The following is a 16,658-nucleotide window of genomic DNA, read 5'->3' on the forward strand; positions in this document are numbered from 1 at the left end:
GCTCCGTCCTCGCATAAGCCCTTCCCGCCCCGCCGCCATTTTCTCTGCCGTCTGAGCTCAGACAGCAGCTTTGCGTCTTTGGCGACCGGAACCGTACTTTTCGCGCCGAGTGTGCACCGGTTTCAGCATCGAATCGATCTCCGCGAATACCTATTCACTCATTCACTCATTCTTACTTGTTCATGACCGAAGAAGAAAAGCGACTACACGAAGGGCCGCCCACCTGGCGAAAATGGGGCACTTACCTGAGCGAACGCGCCTGGGGAACCGTCCGGGAAGATTACAGCGCCAACGGCGATGCCTGGAATTTCTTTCCGCACGACCACGCCCGCAGCCGCGTCTACCGCTGGAACGAAGACGGTCTGCTGGGCTTTTGCGACGAAAACCAGCTGCTGTGCTTTGCGCTGGCGTTGTGGAACGGACAGGACCCTATTCTGAAAGAGCGCTTTTTTGGCCTGACCAACAGCCAGGGCAACCACGGGGAAGATGTGAAAGAGTACTTTTTCTACCTGGACAACACCCCGACGCACGCCTGGTGCCGGGCGCTTTACAAGTACCCGCAGCGGGCATTTCCGTACGATCATCTGGTGCAGGAAAACGGCCGCCGGACGCGCAACGACCCGGAATTTGAGTTGATGGACACTGGCATTTTTGCGCAGAACCGCTACTTCGATGTGGAGGTGGTCTACGCCAAAGCCGCACCGGAAGACCTCCTGATCGAAATTCGGGTCACGAACCAAGGTCCCGAAGAGGCAACCCTCGACGTGCTGCCGACCCTCTGGTTCCGCAACCGTTGGTCGTGGTACCGCAACGGCGGGGCGGTCGCCCGGCCGCAACTGCGCCGCCTTACCACCAACCCGCACGAGCCGCTGGTGATCGAAGCGGAGCAGGAAGAACTGGGCAAGCGGTGGCTGCTGTGCCAGCACGATGCCCACGCAGAGCTTCTGTTCACCGAAAACGAAACGAACGATCAGCGGTTGTTCGGCGTGCCCAACGCGACGCCGTACGTCAAAGATGCCTTCCACGAGTACGTAATCCGGGGCGTGCAGGAGGCCGTCAACCCCGCAGGCGTCGGGACCAAAGCCGCCGTACGCTATCGCCTCACGGTAGCACCGGGTGCCACGCAGACCCTACGGCTGCGCCTCACCAACCGCTATCCTCTTTCGGCAGCGCTGGAAGCCCCTTTTGAGGCCATTCTGGCGCAGCGTAAACAAGAGGCCGATGCCTTTTACCAGACCGTGTCGCCGGCCGGTTGTCACGAAGACCTGCAACGCATCCAACGGCAGGCGCTGGCCGGTTTGCTCTGGAGCAAGCAGTTCTATCATTATGACCTGACGCGCTGGCTAAAGGGCGACTCCACCCAACCCCGGCCGCCGGAAACACGCTGGCAAGGGCGCAACCACCATTGGCCTCACCTCAACAACCGCGACCTTTTGCTGATGCCCGACCCGTGGGAGTATCCCTGGTACGCCGCCTGGGACCTGGCGTTTCATTGCATTCCGATGGCGCTGATCGACGCCGATTTTGCCAAACAGCAACTGATTCTGCTTCTGCGCGAGTGGTACATGCACCCCAACGGCCAGCTGCCCGCCTACGAGTGGAACTTCAGCGACGTGAACCCGCCAGTCCATGCCTGGGCCGCCCTGCGTGTGTTCCGCATCGAACGGCGGCTGCGTGGCAAGGGCGATACAGCTTTTCTCGAAAAAGTATTCCACAAACTGCTGCTCAACTTCACATGGTGGGTCAACCGCAAGGACCTGGAAGGCCACAACCTGTTCCAGGGAGGGTTTCTGGGGCTGGACAACATCGGCGTCTTTGACCGAAGCGCCCCCCTGCCGGACGGCGGAAGGCTCGACCAGTCGGACGCGACGGCCTGGATGGCCATGTTCTGCCTCAACATGCTGGCCATCAGCCTGGAACTGGCTAGCCAGGACCCTACGTACGAGGACGTGGCGACCAAGTTTCTGGAGCATTTTTTCTACATCGCCTACGCCATCAACGACCGCCCCATCGCCAGCCACCGCAACGAGATCGACCTGTGGGACAACCGCGACGATTTCTACTATGACGTGCTGCACCAGCCCGGCCAACCGCCCCGGTACCTGCGCGTCCGCTCGCTGGTAGGCCTGATTCCCTTGCTGGCGGTCGACACCATCGACGACGACTTGTTGAAGCGCCTGCCCCATTTTGCCGACCGCATGGAGTGGTTCATGAAAAACCGCCCCGACCTGTGTGCCAACGCCGCCTCGGTGAGCCGCCGGGGCAAAAACGAACGGCGTCTGTTTTCGGTGGTCGACGAAGAGCGTCTGCGCAAAGTCCTGGCCTACATGCTCGACGAAAACGAGTTTTTATCGCCCTACGGCCTGCGTTCTCTGTCCAAATTTCACCAGGAGCATCCGTATCGGCTGGACCTGGACAACGAAACCCACGTGGTCGACTACCAACCGGCCGAGTCGAACAGTGACTTGTTCGGAGGCAATTCCAACTGGCGCGGCCCCGTCTGGTTTCCGATCAATTACCTGCTGATCGAGGCGCTGCAGAAATTCGATTACTACTACGGCGAGTCGTTCAAGGTAGAATATCCCACGGGCTCAGGGCACGAACTGACCCTCTGGGAAGTGTCGGTCGAGCTGTCGAAGCGGATGATCGGCCTGTTCGGCCGCAATGCGCAGGGCCACCGCCCGGTGTTCGGCGACAACGAAACGTTTCAGCACGATCCGCACTGGCGTGACCTGATTCCGTTCCACGAGTACTTCCACGGCGACAACGGCGCGGGGCTGGGCGCTTCGCACCAAACGGGCTGGACGGCGCTGGTCGCCAAGCTGATTCAACAAAGCGGCAACCGCCCCTCCAGCTAATTCCCTAAAAAGTCATCTTCCCAGAAATGTGGTACCGCTTACCTTTCACGGCGGCGGGGCCTGCGCGGCGAGAAAAGCACCGGGCTAGGCCTTTCGATCGTGAAGAAGATTGTGGAGTTGCACGGAGGCTCTATCCACGTAGAAAGTCAACCGGGCGAAGGCTCCCGTTTTACGGTCTCCATCGACAAAATGCCGACGTAGCGCCGAGGCGGGGCCGGGTGTTTTCTTAATTTTTAATTGGTTTTTCCAGATTATGGCGGCCGTGCCGAAAGTGAACTGCATCCGGTGCAGCTTTGTCTTTATGGTGGCGTGATGGCCTCCCGAACCGAGGCGATCGGTATTTTCGCCACACGACAGATAAGCCTATGGAAACCGAAACTACGCATCCGATAGAACTCAACGTCGAGGGCATGACCTGCACCAACTGTGCCCTGGGCGTGCGCCGCTACCTCGAAAAAGAGGGCGCTCAGGACGTGAACGTCGATTTTGCTTCGTCGGAAGCAACGTTCACGTTGCCGCAGGCCGACCGCCTGAAGGAAGTCATGAAAGGCATCGAGCGCCTCGGCTATCAGGTCAGTACCCGCGGGGAAACACCCGCTTCCGACAAAAGCGGCTTGCTGCCCATCGAAAAGAAATTTTACGTCAGCCTGATTTTCACCCTACCGTTGCTGCTCCACATGGTGGTGTCGTGGCACTGGTTGCACCATCCGTACGTGCAGCTTGCGCTGGCCACCCCGGTGTACTTAATTGGGGCCTGGCACTTTGGCCGCAGCGCGTGGAGTTCGCTTCGTACGGGCGTCCCGAACATGGATGTGCTGATCATTCTGGGCACGACGGCGGCGTTTATCTACAGCCTGACCGGCACGCTGCTGCACCTCGGTCCCGACTACCTTTTTTATGAAACGGCGGCCAGCATCGTTTCCATCGTGTTGCTGGGCAATGTGTTGGAACACCGGGCCGTCAAAAAAACCACTTCGTCGGTGGAAGCGCTGGTGCGCCTGCAACGCCCCACGGCGCGCCTGGTCACCGTAGACGAGAACACCGGAGCAGAAACCATTACGGAAGTAGCGGCCGCACAGGTGCATGTCGGACAACGTCTGCTGATCGCCACCGGCGAGGGCATTCCGGTCGATGGCGAAGTTGTGCGTGGCGAAGGCAGTGTCGACGAAGCCATGCTGACAGGCGAGAGCCTGCCGGTCGATAAAAAGCCGGGCGATCGGGTGGTTGGCGGCACGGTGCTCCAGGAAGGCAGCCTGCGCGTGGAAGCGACGGCCGTCGGGCGCGCGACGGTGCTCTCGCAAATCATCGACATGGTCAAAAACGCACAGGCGCAAAAGCCGTCGGTGCAGAAGCTGGCCGACCGCGTCAGCGCCATTTTTGTGCCGGTCGTGCTGGGCATTGCTCTGCTGACCTTTGTCCTGAACCTCTGGCTGGCCGATGCCGCCTTTCAGACGGCGATGCTACGGGCCATTGCGGTGCTGGTCATTGCCTGCCCGTGTGCCATGGGGCTGGCCGTACCCACCGCCGTGATTACGGGCATCGGTCGCTCGGCGCGGCACGGCGTGCTGATCAAAGGCGCCGACACGCTGGAGCGCCTCAACCAGGTGCGTACGGTAGTTTTCGACAAGACGGGCACCCTCACGACGGGGCGTTTCGCCATCCGGCAGTTGCAGGCCTACGACCGCACCGAAGAGACCGTGCGCACGCTGCTCTATAACCTGGAAAAACACTCGCGCCACCCCATTGCGCAGTCGGTGGTGGCGGCGCTGGCGGGGGCGCCCGAGGTGCCGTTGTTGGACGTGGAAGAGGTACGGGGCAAGGGCATCCGTGCCCGGACGCCGGAGGGAACGCAGGTCGCCGTCGGCTCGAAGCGCATGCTGACGGCCGTACCCGTGCTGGCCGGTGAAGGTCCTGATGAACCGCCCCTTCCCGATGCCGATTTATTCGTGTGGGAAGACGATCGCCTGATCGGCGCGGTGTGGATCGAAGACGAGATCAAGCCGCATGCCGCCGACGTCGTACGCTTTTTGAACCAACAGGGCATCGAAACGGTACTGTTGAGTGGCGACCGGCAGGAAAAATGCGAACGCCTTGCCAGCCAGGTCGGCATCCGACGTGTGCTGGCCGAGCAATTGCCCGAAGAAAAACTCCGCGCGATCGAAACGTTTTCAGCGCAGCATCCTACCGCCATGGTGGGCGACGGCATCAATGATGCGCCGGCCCTGGCCCGCGCTACCGTCGGCATTTCGCTCAGCAACGCTACCCAGGTCGCCATCCAGTCGGCGCAGGTCATTCTGTTGCACGACGACCTGCGTTACCTCCGCGATGCGTTTCGCACGGGCAGCCGGACCATCCAAGTCATCAAACAGAACTTATTCTGGGCGTTTTTCTACAACGTCCTGGCCATTCCGCTGGCAGCGGTGGGCATGCTCAGCCCGATGATTGCCGCCCTGGCCATGGCAGGTTCGGACGTAGTCGTTATTTTCAATTCCCTGCGGCTGCGTTTCATGAAGTCGGATCGCGTGTAACCCCTACTTTTGACCTCCGTTTGTACAAGCATATAGTGAACTACATCATGAAAAAAGCACCTCTCTTCTTTTTACTCCTTCTGCTGGGCGGTATGGTAGCCAGTTGCGACCAACCCCGACAGCAAGCCGCCTACGAAAACGAAGCGGCCTCGGACGAGCCTCAAAAACTTGTGGACAAGGACTACCCTGGCTTTCAGGGCGAATTATACAAAGTAGTCGAGAACTACCTGCTGGTGAAAGACGCCCTGGTGGAGTCTGACTCAGTGGCGGTGCGCGATGCGGCCGATGGCCTGCGCCGGGAACTGGTCGACTCCAGCATCGACTCGCTGGACGAAAGCCAGCAGGAACAGTGGCTCGATATCAAGGAAAAACTAGACGGGCTGGCCGAGCAAATGGCCGGCACCGACAACCTGGAAGAACAGCGGACTGCCTTTTCGCAGCTTTCGCAAGAGCTTTCCGCGGCGGTAAAGGAATTTCATCTGCCCGAAGGCGAAACGTTGTACCAACAATATTGCCCCATGGCGTTCGATAACGAAGGCGCGTTCTGGCTTTCGAGCAACGAGAAGATCCGCAACCCTTACTTTGGCGATCAGATGCTGGAATGCGGTCGCGTCGACGAGACGCTCACGTACTAGCCCTCACCGCCGGCAAGCTTTACGAAAGGCTCTGTTATTGCAACAGAGCCTTTTCTTTTTCTATGGCATAACGTCCGCGTCTACTTCTGGGTAGAACTCAGTCCCTGCAAGGCCTTGGCGGCGTCGGCATTGCCCTGGTCGGCGGCCTTCTCAAACCACGCCGTCGCTTTCGACAGATCTTGCGCTACGCCCTCCCCGTTCTGGTACAGCACGCCCAGCGCATATTGCGCGTCGGCGCGTCCCTGATCGGCCGCCTTCTGCCACCATTCCGCAGCCGCCTGGTAGTCTTGCTGCACCAGTTGCCCTTCGTAAAACGCAGTGCCCACCAGAAACTGGGGCTCCGCCAACCCCAAGGTAGCCGCCTGCACGTACAGTTCGACGGCTTTGGATAAGTCTTGCGGCACGCCAGGCACCCCGATGTAGTAAAGCTGACCGGCCATGTAAGCGCCCCAGGCGTGGTTTTGTGCGGCAGCCTGTAAGAAATACTCCAGGGCCTGTGCGTAATCCTGCGCCACGCCATCGCCGGTGTAATACTTGATTCCCTGCGCATAAAGTGCCTCGGCGGCACCGGGAGGGTCGTAAGCTACCGTGTCGTTGGGTATGCCCGGCGCAACAGGTTGGGCCCATGCTTTGCCTGTCAGCACAAGGCTGCCTAGCAACAGAAGAAAAACTAAGGTGGAGCGTAACATAGGAGAGGAATTAAGTGAATGATTATCAGTCGATTGCCGCGCTACAGACGCGGCCTTTCGCTAGAGGTATATACGTGCAGCATACCGGTTCCGATTGCGCGGCAGTGGCAAAGGCGGTCCTTCTCCTTAAAAAATTAGTGCTGTACCTGAGCCCAGCGGTAGCAGTCAGTTGTGTGGTCGTTAACCAACCCGCATGCCTGCAAATGCGCGTAGATCACCACACTGCCCACAAACTTGAACCCTCGCTTTTGCAGGTCGGCACTTACCCGGTCCGACAGTGCTGTGCGGGCGGGCACTTCCGCAGACGAAGCCCACGTGTTGACAATCGGTTTTCCGTCGACAAATCCCCAGAGGTACGTGCTGAAGCTTCCGAATTCCTGCTGTAGTTCCAGAAAACGGTGGGCGTTGTGTACCGTCGCCCGAATTTTAGCGCGGTTGCGGATGATGCTGGCGTCCTGACAAAGCGCCTCGATGCGTGCTTCGTCGAACCGGGCGACCTGTCCCGGATCGAAGTCGGCAAAGGCACGCCGGTACCCTTCGCGGCGACGCAATACGGTAGCCCAGCTCAAGCCCGCCTGCGCGGCTTCCAAAACCAGAAATTCGAAGTGCTTGCGGTCGTCGAACACGGGCACGCCCCACTCTTCGTCGTGGTAAAGGGCGTAGGCCGGAAACTTTCCCTCGGCCCAGGTGCAACGGGTTTTCATGGAGGTAAGTTAAAAAAAGAAGTCCGATACGGGGCAGTACCGGACGTTTTCTGAAAGCGCGGAAGTCGCTTATGCTTCGAACAGAAGTCGCGCTTCGCGCTCGTGCAGATGCAGCTCTTCCACAATGATTTCGCGCGCCGGACGGTAAATAATGTACAGCACCAGGCTCAGCAGCGTGAAGCCCAGGTAGATCAGGTGCCCGGTAAAGAAGTAGGCCCCGATGCACAACATCCCGACGATTTCATAACCGCTGTAGCGGATCAGGTTGGCGTAGAAGTAGTAGCGTATTTTGGTGCGAAGCCGCTGACGAACCGGAATGCGCTCCAGCACTTTCCGGAAGGCGATCTGACTCCCGACCAAAATGGCCAGGTAGAGCGTCGCAATGGTATAGATCCAGATTTCGCCGGGGGGCGTCCAGCGACGCACCGGTCGGTAAGTCCACCAGGCCCAGAGCATAAAGCCTCCCAGCACCACCGCTAACAAACTCACCTGAATACCAAAAACCAGTTTCTGGCGATCCAGCACCCTCCGAATAGCCTCTCTCTCCCGTTGCCGACGGCGTTTGCGTAACATCTCTTCGTGTATTAATTCGACAAAGATAACGCTAAATCGATTCGAAATCTTTTAACTCCATTAACTTTCTGTTATTCTGGAGGGCTTCCTCCGCTACGATTGCATTATTGTACCTGAATCGGTTACCTTTGGCCCCCTAACACATTTTTGCAGTATGCTCAGCCACCGCGTTCCTCTGGCGCAAACCCCTTTCTTTTCGTCGCTTTTCCAGGACTACATTACCCGGAAAGAAAGTGTGGCTCCCTTTTACCAGCACTACCCTGCGCCTGAGCATTTCGAGCAGATCATCCGGGCCAAAGCCGCCTCGTTCCCGACCGAACAGCGCGAGCGCCTCGCCGAGGTGTGGAAAGAACAATACGCCAGCGTGTACATGCACCCGCAGGCGGCGGAGAACCTGAACGCGCTGACTGACGAACGGACTTTCACCGTTACGACCGGTCACCAGCTCAACATCTTCAGCGGTCCGCTGTACTTTATGTACAAGATCGTTACGACCATCAACACCGCCCGCGAACTGGCCCGGCGCTATCCCGACTACCGGTTTGTGCCGGTCTACTGGATGGCCACCGAAGACCACGATTTCGAGGAGATCAATCACTTTACGTTGTTCGGCAAGCGCTACGAGTGGCAAACCGACCAACAGGGGGCCGTGGGGCGTTTCCAGCCGAACGGCCTGACCGAAGTGGTGGCACAACTGGCCGAACACGTACCGCTGTTTGAGCGGGCGTATGCCGACCACCCGACCCTGGCCGCCGCCACGCGCTACTTTGTGAATGAATTGTTCGGCAAAGAAGGGCTGCTGGTGCTCGATGCCGACCACGCGACCTTGAAGCAAACGCTTCGCCCGGTGGTGGAGGCCGATCTGTTCGATCACGTCACGTTGCAAGAATCGGAGAAAACCAACCGTCAACTGGAAGAGGCGGGCTACAAACAACAGATATACGTTCGGGAAATTAATTTCTTCTACCTGGACGATCAGCGCCGCGAGCGGATTGAACAAAAAGACGATCGCTTCTACGTCCTCAACACGGACCTGTCGTTCTCGGCTGACGAACTGCGTCAACTGCTGGCCGACCATCCGGAACGGTTCAGCCCTAACGTGGCGTTGCGCCCGCTGTACCAGGAACTGATTCTGCCAAACCTGGCCTACATCGGAGGTCCCGCCGAAGTGGCCTACTGGTTGCAACTGAAAGGGATTTTCGACCATTTCGACGTGCCCTTCCCGGCCGTGATGCCCCGCAATTTTGCATTGGTGGTCAACAAACCGAACCAACGGCGCGTCGACAAACTAGGCTTGCCTCCCGCCCTGCTGCTGCAGCCGGAAGAGGACATCAAGGCATGGTACATGGAAGAGACGCTGGGGCAACGGGTTGAACTAAACGAAGAGTCGACGCAGATGGCTGCGCTGTTCGAAGCTATTCGCCAGAAGGCCGTGGCTATCGATCCTACGCTCGAAGGGTTTGTAGGCGCCGAAGCGCGGAAGGCCGAAAAGGTGCTGGAGACGATCGGCAAGCGTGTACGAAAGGCCGAAGAAAAGCAGGAAGAGACGGCACTGCAACAGATTACAACACTCAAAGACAAGCTGTTTCCGGAGGGCAACCTGCAGGAACGTACCGAAAATTTTCTATCTTTCTACCTGAATGATAGTGCATTCCTCCACCAACTGCTAGAAACTTTAGAGCCATTCGATTTCAGCTTTTTTATACTGACTGATCATGCTTAAACGAGAAGCCCGTGCCGAATCGCTGCGGATGCGCGAAACATTGAAGGGGCCGGACGTCGACAAGAAGAGCAAGACCATTTGCCAACGTTTCATCGATAAATTCGGGCCACAACTCAGCCAGACACGGGTACTGCACGTTTTCCTCTCGATGCCGATCCGCAAGGAGGTCAACACCAATTACATCATCGAAGCGATTGAACAAGACTACGCCAACGTTCAGTTAGTGACTTCCTACATCACCGACTTCGAAAATTCGGTGATGCAAACCACGCGTTTTAAGCTTTCGGACGAGCTGATTTCGAACAAATGGGGCGTTCCGGAACCCATCGAAGTATGGCCGGTCGACGCGAAAGAGATCGACCTAGTTTTGATCCCCCTGCTGGCGTTCGACAAACAGGGCCATCGCGTAGGCTACGGGAAGGCCTTCTACGATCGTTTTTTGCACCATTGCCGCCCAGATGCGCTGCGCATCGGCGTTTCCATGTTCGGCCCGGTCGACGAAATCGACGACCTGCACGACACCGACATTCCGCTACACTACTGTGTGACGCCCGACAAAGTCTACCAGTTTGCGCCACCCGCGACCAACGGGCAATAAGTTCGCTTCCCGACGGGGTCTCCTGCCCGGCATTAGCTTTCTTTCGTTATCCAACAAGTTTCTTAAAAAGGGGCGGCAGTGGCCCAGCGACACCTGCCCGGAACATCCCGCTTGGGAGAAGGGAGGCATCCTTGACGTTAATCAGCAACCACCTGCTTCCACACCGGAGCGTGGGCGTACCTTACTGCATTTCCTGGAGCGCCAGGTTGTCCTGCTCCCGTTGCCACTTGCGGAGGTAGTCTTCGATGGGCTCCAGGTGCAGGCTGGCGCGGCGGTGGTTCAGGTCTTCCAGCACGGCGACCGGAAACAACGTGACTTTGCCGGTCTCTTCCTCGTAGAAAAACTGCGTTCCGTACCACTGCTTTTTGTGTTGCTGAATCAGCACCTGGTCTTGCAAAACGGCCGCCTGCAGCGGATTTACCCGCCCTTCGCGGGCAGCACGTACCAGTAATGGCACGCACACCTTCTGAAATTCCAGGTCGGCTCCTTTAACCAACAGCCAGAAGGCCGTGGCCCCGTCGTCACCAACCAGCGTGCGGTCGGGCCAGCCATAGCGCGACACGATCTGAAACAACTCGTCGGTCTGTTCGGCCAGCGTTCGGGCTATTTCCTGCATCACTTGCTGATACGTCGTGGAGTGCGGACCTTCCAATCGGAAAATCTCCAGGCGCGACTCTTCCAGGCCCGCGCGCTCGTCGCGCAATTGCAAGATCCGAAAACGCAATTCTTCCTCCTCCACGGTGAGCACACCGCCCCCCGGGTAACCCAACTGCCCATACCCAATTTGCCAACACAGCAACATTCCAATCCAGACAAACGACGTTTTCATGATCCAGGGAGATTCTACCACGCGGTCAAGCGGGGGTGCAAATAAACTAGTTTTTCGCGAGATTTTTTATAAAAATCCAAAGATTATTAACCACCTGATTCTGAAAAGGTTTACGCAGCCAGAAAGGCGATTGTTAGGAATTCCTGTATTATTGTTCAGGGCTTTTCCGACCGAAATCGGATGTAAGTTTCAGGTTCACTTTTCTGGTTGTCCATGTCCAAACGAAAGATTCTGATTCGCCGCGGCAAAGGTGCCTGGGCCTTCGTGCAGGAGATGTACGAAGAGTGGATCAACGACAACTGCTTTAAGCTGGCGGCCGCACTTTCGTATTACACCATTTTTTCGTTGCCGCCCATCATCATCATCGTGATTTATTCGGCCGGGACCGTCTACGGTCGGGACGCGTTCAGCGGCGAGATTTTCGACAACCTGAGCGCCCTGATCGGCGACGAAGCGGCACTGGGCGTGCAGAAGATCGTGGAAAACGCTTACCTAGAAGAGTCGAAGTTTATTCCCCGCCTGATCGGGGTCGGTACGCTGGTTTTCTCGGCCACCATTCTGTTTGCCACCGTGCAGGATTCGCTCAACCTGATCTGGGGCGTGCGTGCCAAACCCGAACGCGGGTTTCTGTATTTCCTGATCAGCCGTGTGTTGTCGTTCGCCATGGTGTTGGCCTGTGGCGCCCTTCTGCTGCTTTTTCTGGTCTTCAATACGCTGCTGGTGGCGTTCCGCAACCTGATCGAAGACGTGATCAAAGGGTATTCGGTGTATTTGCTGGAAGGGATGCAGTACGTGCTGACGTTCGCCATTCTGACGCTGGTCTTTGCGGCCATGTTCAAGTTTCTGCCCGACGTCCGCCTCAAGTGGCGGTTTGTGTGGCGCGGGGCGATCCTGACGTCCGTGCTGTTTTCGATCGGGAAATCGCTGATCAGCATTTACCTCGGGCAAAGCGACTATGACTCTACGTACGGGGCCACGGCCTCCATGGTCATTCTGATCCTGTGGGTGAACTACTCGGCCTGGATATTTTTCATCGGAGCGGAGTTTATCTACGTCTACATGCGCCGACGGGGCGAGTACATCGTCCCGGCCAAAAATGCGGTGCGGGTGGTGCGGCAGGAGATCGAAGATCCTTCCCGCTACGAAGAGGCGCTCATTGCCGGAACGCGCTCCAAACACGAAGACGACGAAGATTTTTCGACGGAGTAGCTCATTCGGCGTAGTCTGGCGGGCGGCGCGCAAACCAGGGTGCCTGGCGTTCCAGCTGCGCCGCCAACCGCAACAGCACGTCTTCGGCCCCGAAGCGCCCGATGAACTGCGCGCCACACGGCAGCCCCGCCGCGGTCCAGTGCAACGGCACCGACATGGCCGGTAACCCACACAAATTGGCCACCTGTGTATAAGGAACGGCCTGCAGATTTTTTTTGGCAGTGTCCCACACCACGCCCGATTTGCGCAACAGCTTGCCCGCTCCCATCCGATTCAGCACCTTCAGCCCCAGTCGTTCCATTCCTTTGAGTTGGTTTTGCCCGACACGCAGCGGCGGTTGTGCCAGCGTGGGCGTCAGCATCAGGTCGTAGCGTTCGTGAAACGCCCCGAAGCGGCGGGCAATCGCGTTCCACTGACGACGCGTCTCGGCAAAATCGCCGGCGGTAAACGTTTCGCCCAACAACGCCATGGTAAAGGTAGCCTCTTCGATATCGCCGGGGCGCGCCGGACCGCCCAGGTCCCCCCGCAGTTGCCGGACCGTGGCGGCCACTTCGCCGAAATACATCATCAGGTACGCGTCGGTCACCTGCACACCCTCCCACGGCAGCGGCACCTCCTCGACCGTATGGCCCGCTTCTTTTAACATCCTGACCGCCTTTGCGACCGCCTGCTGGCAGTCGGGGTGCACGTCGCCCTGCGGCAACGGATGCGCCACGCTCCAGCCGATGCGCAAGGGTTCGACTTCCTGCCGCACCTCGTCCGCATAGGGACGTTTCGGCGGCGTAATGACGTACGGATCGCCGGGCTCTGCGCCCTGCAACAGGTCCAGCATGGCAGCACTGTCGCGTACGCTCCGCGACACTACGTGGGGCACCGACGCGCCCTGCCAGATCTCGCCGTACTCCGGTGCGGCCGAAACGCGCCCACGGCTCGGTTTCAGGCCAAACAGCGCACAACACGCTGCCGGAATTCGGATGGACCCGCCTCCGTCGCTGGCCCCGGCCATCGGCACCATGCCTGCCGCCACCGCCGCCGCCGCGCCGCCGCTCGACCCGCCCGGCGTGTGGGCTGTCTGCCAAGGGTTCCGCGTGGGGCCGTAGGCTTCCGGCTCGGTTACCCCCATCAGGGCAAATTCCGGCGTGTTGGTCAGCCCCAGCACCACCAACCCCGCCGCGCGCACCCGCCGCACATAGGCGCTGTCCGCATGCGCCACCCGGTGCCGCAAGGCCCGCGACCCGGCCGTGAGCGGCGCGCCCTTAAACGCGGTATTGAGGTCTTTTAACAAAAACGGTACCCCTGCCAACGGTCCGGCCACGGGTTGCTGCGTCCAGACGTCCAGCTGGTCGTACAGCTTGTGCACGACCGCATTCAGGGCCGGGTTGTACCGCTCGATTCGCGCCATGGCGGCTTCGCCTACTTCCCGCACGGAAAGCTCGTTCCGGCGGATGAGGTCCGCTAGGCCGGTAGCGTCAAAATGCGCGTATTCGGGAAAAGGGAGCGTTGCCAAACGTGTATCAGTTCTGAAAGAATACAATTGTCTCCCGCGATATTATGGAATTGCAGGTAAATAGTGTCGTCACCTTTCTCCAACTTTCTGTTCATTGAGCGGCCATCACCTTACACACGCGACACCAGGCGAGTTTTGTTAACGCTTGTCTTCCGCTTAGTTTCATTTCAGCTTTTTTCATCCGTGTGCGTCTATGCAAGTCATTGTGATGGTCAGCCGGTTGCTCTGCATCGTTTACGCAGGGTTCTGTACGCTGCTCCTTTTGGATCTGAATGTATTCCCTCTGACCACGTCGTACGATCGTGTTCTCTACCTTAAACAACAGTACGAGTCGCGAGGGCGGTATCAGTCGGGGCGCTCGCCTTCAAACACACAACTTTTGGTTACGGAGGCGCATGCTTACCAAGTGCCTCGTTTCAGTACTTTCGCTTGGTGGCCCACCGAAGTTGTGGAGGTACGGTCTACGCAAATTTTCAATTTGGTCAAGACCAGCTTTGTCCAGGTTGAAGACGAAGTTTACGAGCTTAGGATGTCAGGAGGTACGATCTTTACGAGTTTCCAGGTCGTCCCGATGCTACTGCTGCTGACGTCCGGCTTAAGCCTACGTGCCTGGCACGACGAAGACAACATTGACCGATATGCCTTTGGGAATACATTTCTGTTCTTAATTTTACTTTATCTACTCATTCATTACGGTTTTCTTCATCACACGATCTACGGCTTTCTTTTCTTCCTGTTTGGCTTAGCACGCGCTAGGAGTACAAAGAAAAGTCGGATCGGGTAAACACAACCGACAGACCACTCAGCACCCATGCACCGCCGTACCTTTGCCAAATCCATTCCCGCTTTATTGCTGGCTCCTACCCTTGCCCACGCTACGCCCGAAGCAGCGACTACGCTGCGCAGCGCAACGTCGCTGGAGGGTCCCGCGAATGTGCGCCACTTCTGGTATTCGACCTTGGCGCGCATTGCCGACCCGGTACTGGACAACCTGGCGATGGGCAAACTGAAAAAACGGATGCCTGTGGAAGCGAAAGCCGGGCACGAACAGGACCGCCGTGAGGTAACGTACCTGGAAGCCTTCGGACGCTTACTGGCAGGAATGACCCCCTGGCTTGAGTTGGGACCGGACAGCACGTCGGAGGGACAGGTGCGCGACCGTTACCTGCAGGTGACGCACCGGGCGCTGCAACAGGCCGTCGATCCGAAGGGACCCGATTTTATGAACTTTAACCGGGGGAAGCAGCCGCTCGTCGATGCGGCGTTTCTGGCGCACGGGTTGTTGCGTGCCCCCACGCAACTCTGGCAAAAAGCCGACGCTACCACGCAACAGCGCCTCATCGACGCGATGGTCTCGTCGCGGGCCATTGCACCTTACTACAGCAACTGGCTCCTGTTCAGCGCCATGGTCGAAGCGTTTCTGCTGGACGCAGGCCAACCCTGGGACGAAATGCGCGTGGACCTGGCCGTGCGCAAACACCTGGAGTGGTACAAAGGCGACGGCCTGTACGGCGACGGCCCCGATTTTCACTGGGACTATTACAACAGCTATGTGATCCAGCCGATGCTGCTCGACATTTTGCGCGTGCTGCACAAGTACCAGCATCCGCTGGGCGAACACCTGGACGTAGTGCTGGCGCGGGCGCAACGCTATGCCGAAATTCAGGAACGGCTCATTTCGCCGGAAGGCACATTTCCGCCCATCGGTCGCTCGCTTCCGTACCGCTTCGGGGCCTTTCAGTTACTGGCCCAGATGGCCTTGCTACGCGCACTGCCGCTCCACATCCAGCCTTCGCAGGTGCGGAGCGCCCTGACGGCGGTGATCCACCGCATGATCGAGGCGCCGGGCACGTTCGACAAAGACGGCTGGCTGCGCATCGGCTTTTTCGGCCACCAGCCCGACATTGCCGAAACCTACATTTCGACGGGCAGTTTGTACCTGTGCAGCGTCGGGCTGCTGCCGCTCGGCCTGCCCCCGGACGATGTATTCTGGTCGGAAGCCGATGCCGACTGGACGGCCAAAAAGGTATGGGCGGGGTTGAACGTACCGCCCGATCATGCCCTTGGCGTGTAGCCTGTGGGCTTTGCCCGCGCTGCTGTAACTTGCCGGTGCTCCACCATCCCTGTTGCGTATGAAAGCCCAGAAAAAGTGTCCCTCCTGCGGCGAATGGTCGCCCTGGCTTCAGAAACCGGATGACCGTTGTTTCTATTGTGATGCGTTGCTCGATCCGCGCGCCCACACGATTGAACAGGAACGTGCTGAACAGGAAGCCGAAAACAAAAAGAAAATCGAGGCCATCGTGCTGCCCATTCACCCGGAAGACGGATTTTTTGCCCGCCTGGGCAAACGGGTGTTCAATGTGGTCCAGCTCGTGTTCGTCGCGATCCTCTCGTTTTTTATCTGGTTGATTACCGTGATGGCAGGATGAAACTGACGCCCCTTGTTCACCCCCTGTTTCTGGCGGCCGCCGCGCTGTTCGGGTTGCATCAGTTCCTGCAAAAAGGACTTCGGCTTGCGATTCCGTTGCTCGACAACTACCTGGACGATCTGCTGTGCCTGCCGGTGGTACTTTCGCTGGCGCTGGTGGCGCTGCGCGAAGGCGTGGTGCGGCAACCGACCTACACGCTTTCCACACGGCAGGTCGTATTTGCCACAGCTTATTTTGCCCTCGCCTTCGAAGTGGTCATTCCCCACTTTCATGCCGGTTACACGGCCGATCTGCTCGACGTGGTGATGTATGCGCTCGGGGCCTGGGGGTTTCTGCGCTGGCTCAACCGCCCGGCCGTGACGCAACCCTCGTAACG

The 16,658-nt window shown here is 58.4% G+C and carries 15 protein-coding genes; 10 read left to right on the plus strand and 5 right to left on the minus strand.

The window, feature by feature from the left end; translation table 11 throughout:
* Positions 1 to 182 precede the first annotated feature (182 nt).
* The 4 genes from BLR44_RS15265 (at position 183) to BLR44_RS15280 (ending at position 6,021) form a co-directional block, all read left to right on the plus strand.
* The gene (locus BLR44_RS15265; protein WP_089683442.1) at positions 183 to 2,858 is read left to right on the plus strand and encodes an MGH1-like glycoside hydrolase domain-containing protein; all 2,676 of its coding nucleotides are present in this window, start codon (positions 183 to 185) and stop codon (positions 2,856 to 2,858) included.
* A 111-nt stretch (positions 2,859 to 2,969) separates the two neighbouring features.
* The gene (locus BLR44_RS29400; protein ID WP_410493089.1) at positions 2,970 to 3,059 is read left to right on the plus strand and encodes a hypothetical protein; all 90 of its coding nucleotides are present in this window, start codon (positions 2,970 to 2,972) and stop codon (positions 3,057 to 3,059) included.
* A gap of 164 nt (positions 3,060 to 3,223) precedes the next feature.
* Positions 3,224 to 5,386 (plus strand): heavy metal translocating P-type ATPase, encoded by a 2,163-nt coding sequence (locus BLR44_RS15275; RefSeq protein ID WP_089683446.1) that lies wholly within the window; start codon positions 3,224 to 3,226, stop codon positions 5,384 to 5,386.
* 47 nt (positions 5,387 to 5,433) lie between these two features.
* Positions 5,434 to 6,021 (plus strand): DUF3347 domain-containing protein, encoded by a 588-nt coding sequence (locus BLR44_RS15280; RefSeq protein ID WP_143017309.1) that lies wholly within the window; start codon positions 5,434 to 5,436, stop codon positions 6,019 to 6,021.
* Positions 6,022 to 6,101: 80 nt separating this feature from the next.
* Here BLR44_RS15280 and BLR44_RS15285 read toward each other — a convergent pair whose 3' ends face one another.
* The 3 genes from BLR44_RS15285 to BLR44_RS15295 form a co-directional block, all read right to left on the minus strand.
* A complete protein-coding gene (locus BLR44_RS15285; protein ID WP_089683450.1) occupies positions 6,102 to 6,710 on the minus strand; it encodes a tetratricopeptide repeat protein in 609 nt (202 codons plus the stop codon).
* 134 nt (positions 6,711 to 6,844) lie between these two features.
* The gene (locus tag BLR44_RS15290) at positions 6,845 to 7,414 is read right to left on the minus strand and encodes a DNA-3-methyladenine glycosylase I (protein ID WP_089683452.1); all 570 of its coding nucleotides are present in this window, start codon (positions 7,412 to 7,414) and stop codon (positions 6,845 to 6,847) included.
* 69 nt (positions 7,415 to 7,483) lie between these two features.
* On the minus strand, positions 7,484 to 7,987 hold the full coding sequence (locus BLR44_RS15295; protein ID WP_143017310.1) for a hypothetical protein: 504 nt from the start codon (positions 7,985 to 7,987) through the stop codon (positions 7,484 to 7,486).
* Between the two features lie 154 nt (positions 7,988 to 8,141).
* Between BLR44_RS15295 and bshC the strand changes: the two genes are divergently transcribed.
* Together bshC and BLR44_RS15305 are read left to right on the plus strand one after the other, a co-directional pair.
* Positions 8,142 to 9,710, plus strand: coding sequence for a bacillithiol biosynthesis cysteine-adding enzyme BshC (gene bshC / locus BLR44_RS15300; protein ID WP_089683456.1), 1,569 nt, complete (start codon positions 8,142 to 8,144; stop codon positions 9,708 to 9,710).
* Positions 9,703 to 10,308 carry a 5-formyltetrahydrofolate cyclo-ligase gene (locus tag BLR44_RS15305; protein WP_089683459.1) on the plus strand — a complete coding sequence of 202 codons (606 nt, stop codon included), beginning with the start codon at positions 9,703 to 9,705 and terminating at the stop codon, positions 10,306 to 10,308. Before bshC ends, BLR44_RS15305 begins: the two co-directional genes overlap by 8 nt.
* Before the next feature lie 181 nt (positions 10,309 to 10,489).
* Here BLR44_RS15305 and BLR44_RS15310 read toward each other — a convergent pair whose 3' ends face one another.
* Positions 10,490 to 11,137, minus strand: coding sequence for a DUF6624 domain-containing protein (locus BLR44_RS15310; RefSeq protein ID WP_143017311.1), 648 nt, complete (start codon positions 11,135 to 11,137; stop codon positions 10,490 to 10,492).
* Between the two features lie 213 nt (positions 11,138 to 11,350).
* On the opposite strand from BLR44_RS15310, the gene BLR44_RS15315 reads away from it, so the two are divergent.
* The gene (locus BLR44_RS15315; RefSeq protein ID WP_089683462.1) at positions 11,351 to 12,346 is read left to right on the plus strand and encodes a YihY/virulence factor BrkB family protein; all 996 of its coding nucleotides are present in this window, start codon (positions 11,351 to 11,353) and stop codon (positions 12,344 to 12,346) included.
* Between the two features lies 1 nt (position 12,347).
* On the opposite strand, the gene BLR44_RS15320 is transcribed toward BLR44_RS15315, so the two are convergent.
* Positions 12,348 to 13,853: an amidase gene (locus tag BLR44_RS15320; protein ID WP_089683464.1), complete on the minus strand. Its 1,506-nt coding sequence runs from the start codon at positions 13,851 to 13,853 to the stop codon at positions 12,348 to 12,350.
* An 811-nt stretch (positions 13,854 to 14,664) separates the two neighbouring features.
* On the opposite strand from BLR44_RS15320, the gene BLR44_RS15330 reads away from it, so the two are divergent.
* Genes BLR44_RS15330 through BLR44_RS15340 form a run of 3 tightly spaced genes read left to right on the plus strand, consistent with a single transcriptional unit; the run spans position 14,665 to position 16,656 of the window.
* Positions 14,665 to 15,927, plus strand: a complete 1,263-nt coding sequence (locus tag BLR44_RS15330) for a DUF2264 domain-containing protein (RefSeq protein ID WP_089683468.1) — start codon at positions 14,665 to 14,667, stop codon at positions 15,925 to 15,927.
* A gap of 58 nt (positions 15,928 to 15,985) precedes the next feature.
* Positions 15,986 to 16,282, plus strand: coding sequence for a hypothetical protein (locus BLR44_RS15335; protein ID WP_089683470.1), 297 nt, complete (start codon positions 15,986 to 15,988; stop codon positions 16,280 to 16,282).
* Complete coding sequence (locus BLR44_RS15340) at positions 16,279 to 16,656, plus strand: hypothetical protein (RefSeq protein WP_089683472.1); 378 nt, start codon at positions 16,279 to 16,281, stop codon at positions 16,654 to 16,656. The genes BLR44_RS15335 and BLR44_RS15340 overlap by 4 nt, the downstream gene beginning before the upstream one ends.
* Positions 16,657 to 16,658 lie beyond the last annotated feature (2 nt).

This window comes from Catalinimonas alkaloidigena (assembly GCF_900100765.1).
Taxonomy (GTDB): Bacteria; Bacteroidota; Bacteroidia; order Cytophagales; family Flexibacteraceae; genus Mooreia; species Mooreia alkaloidigena.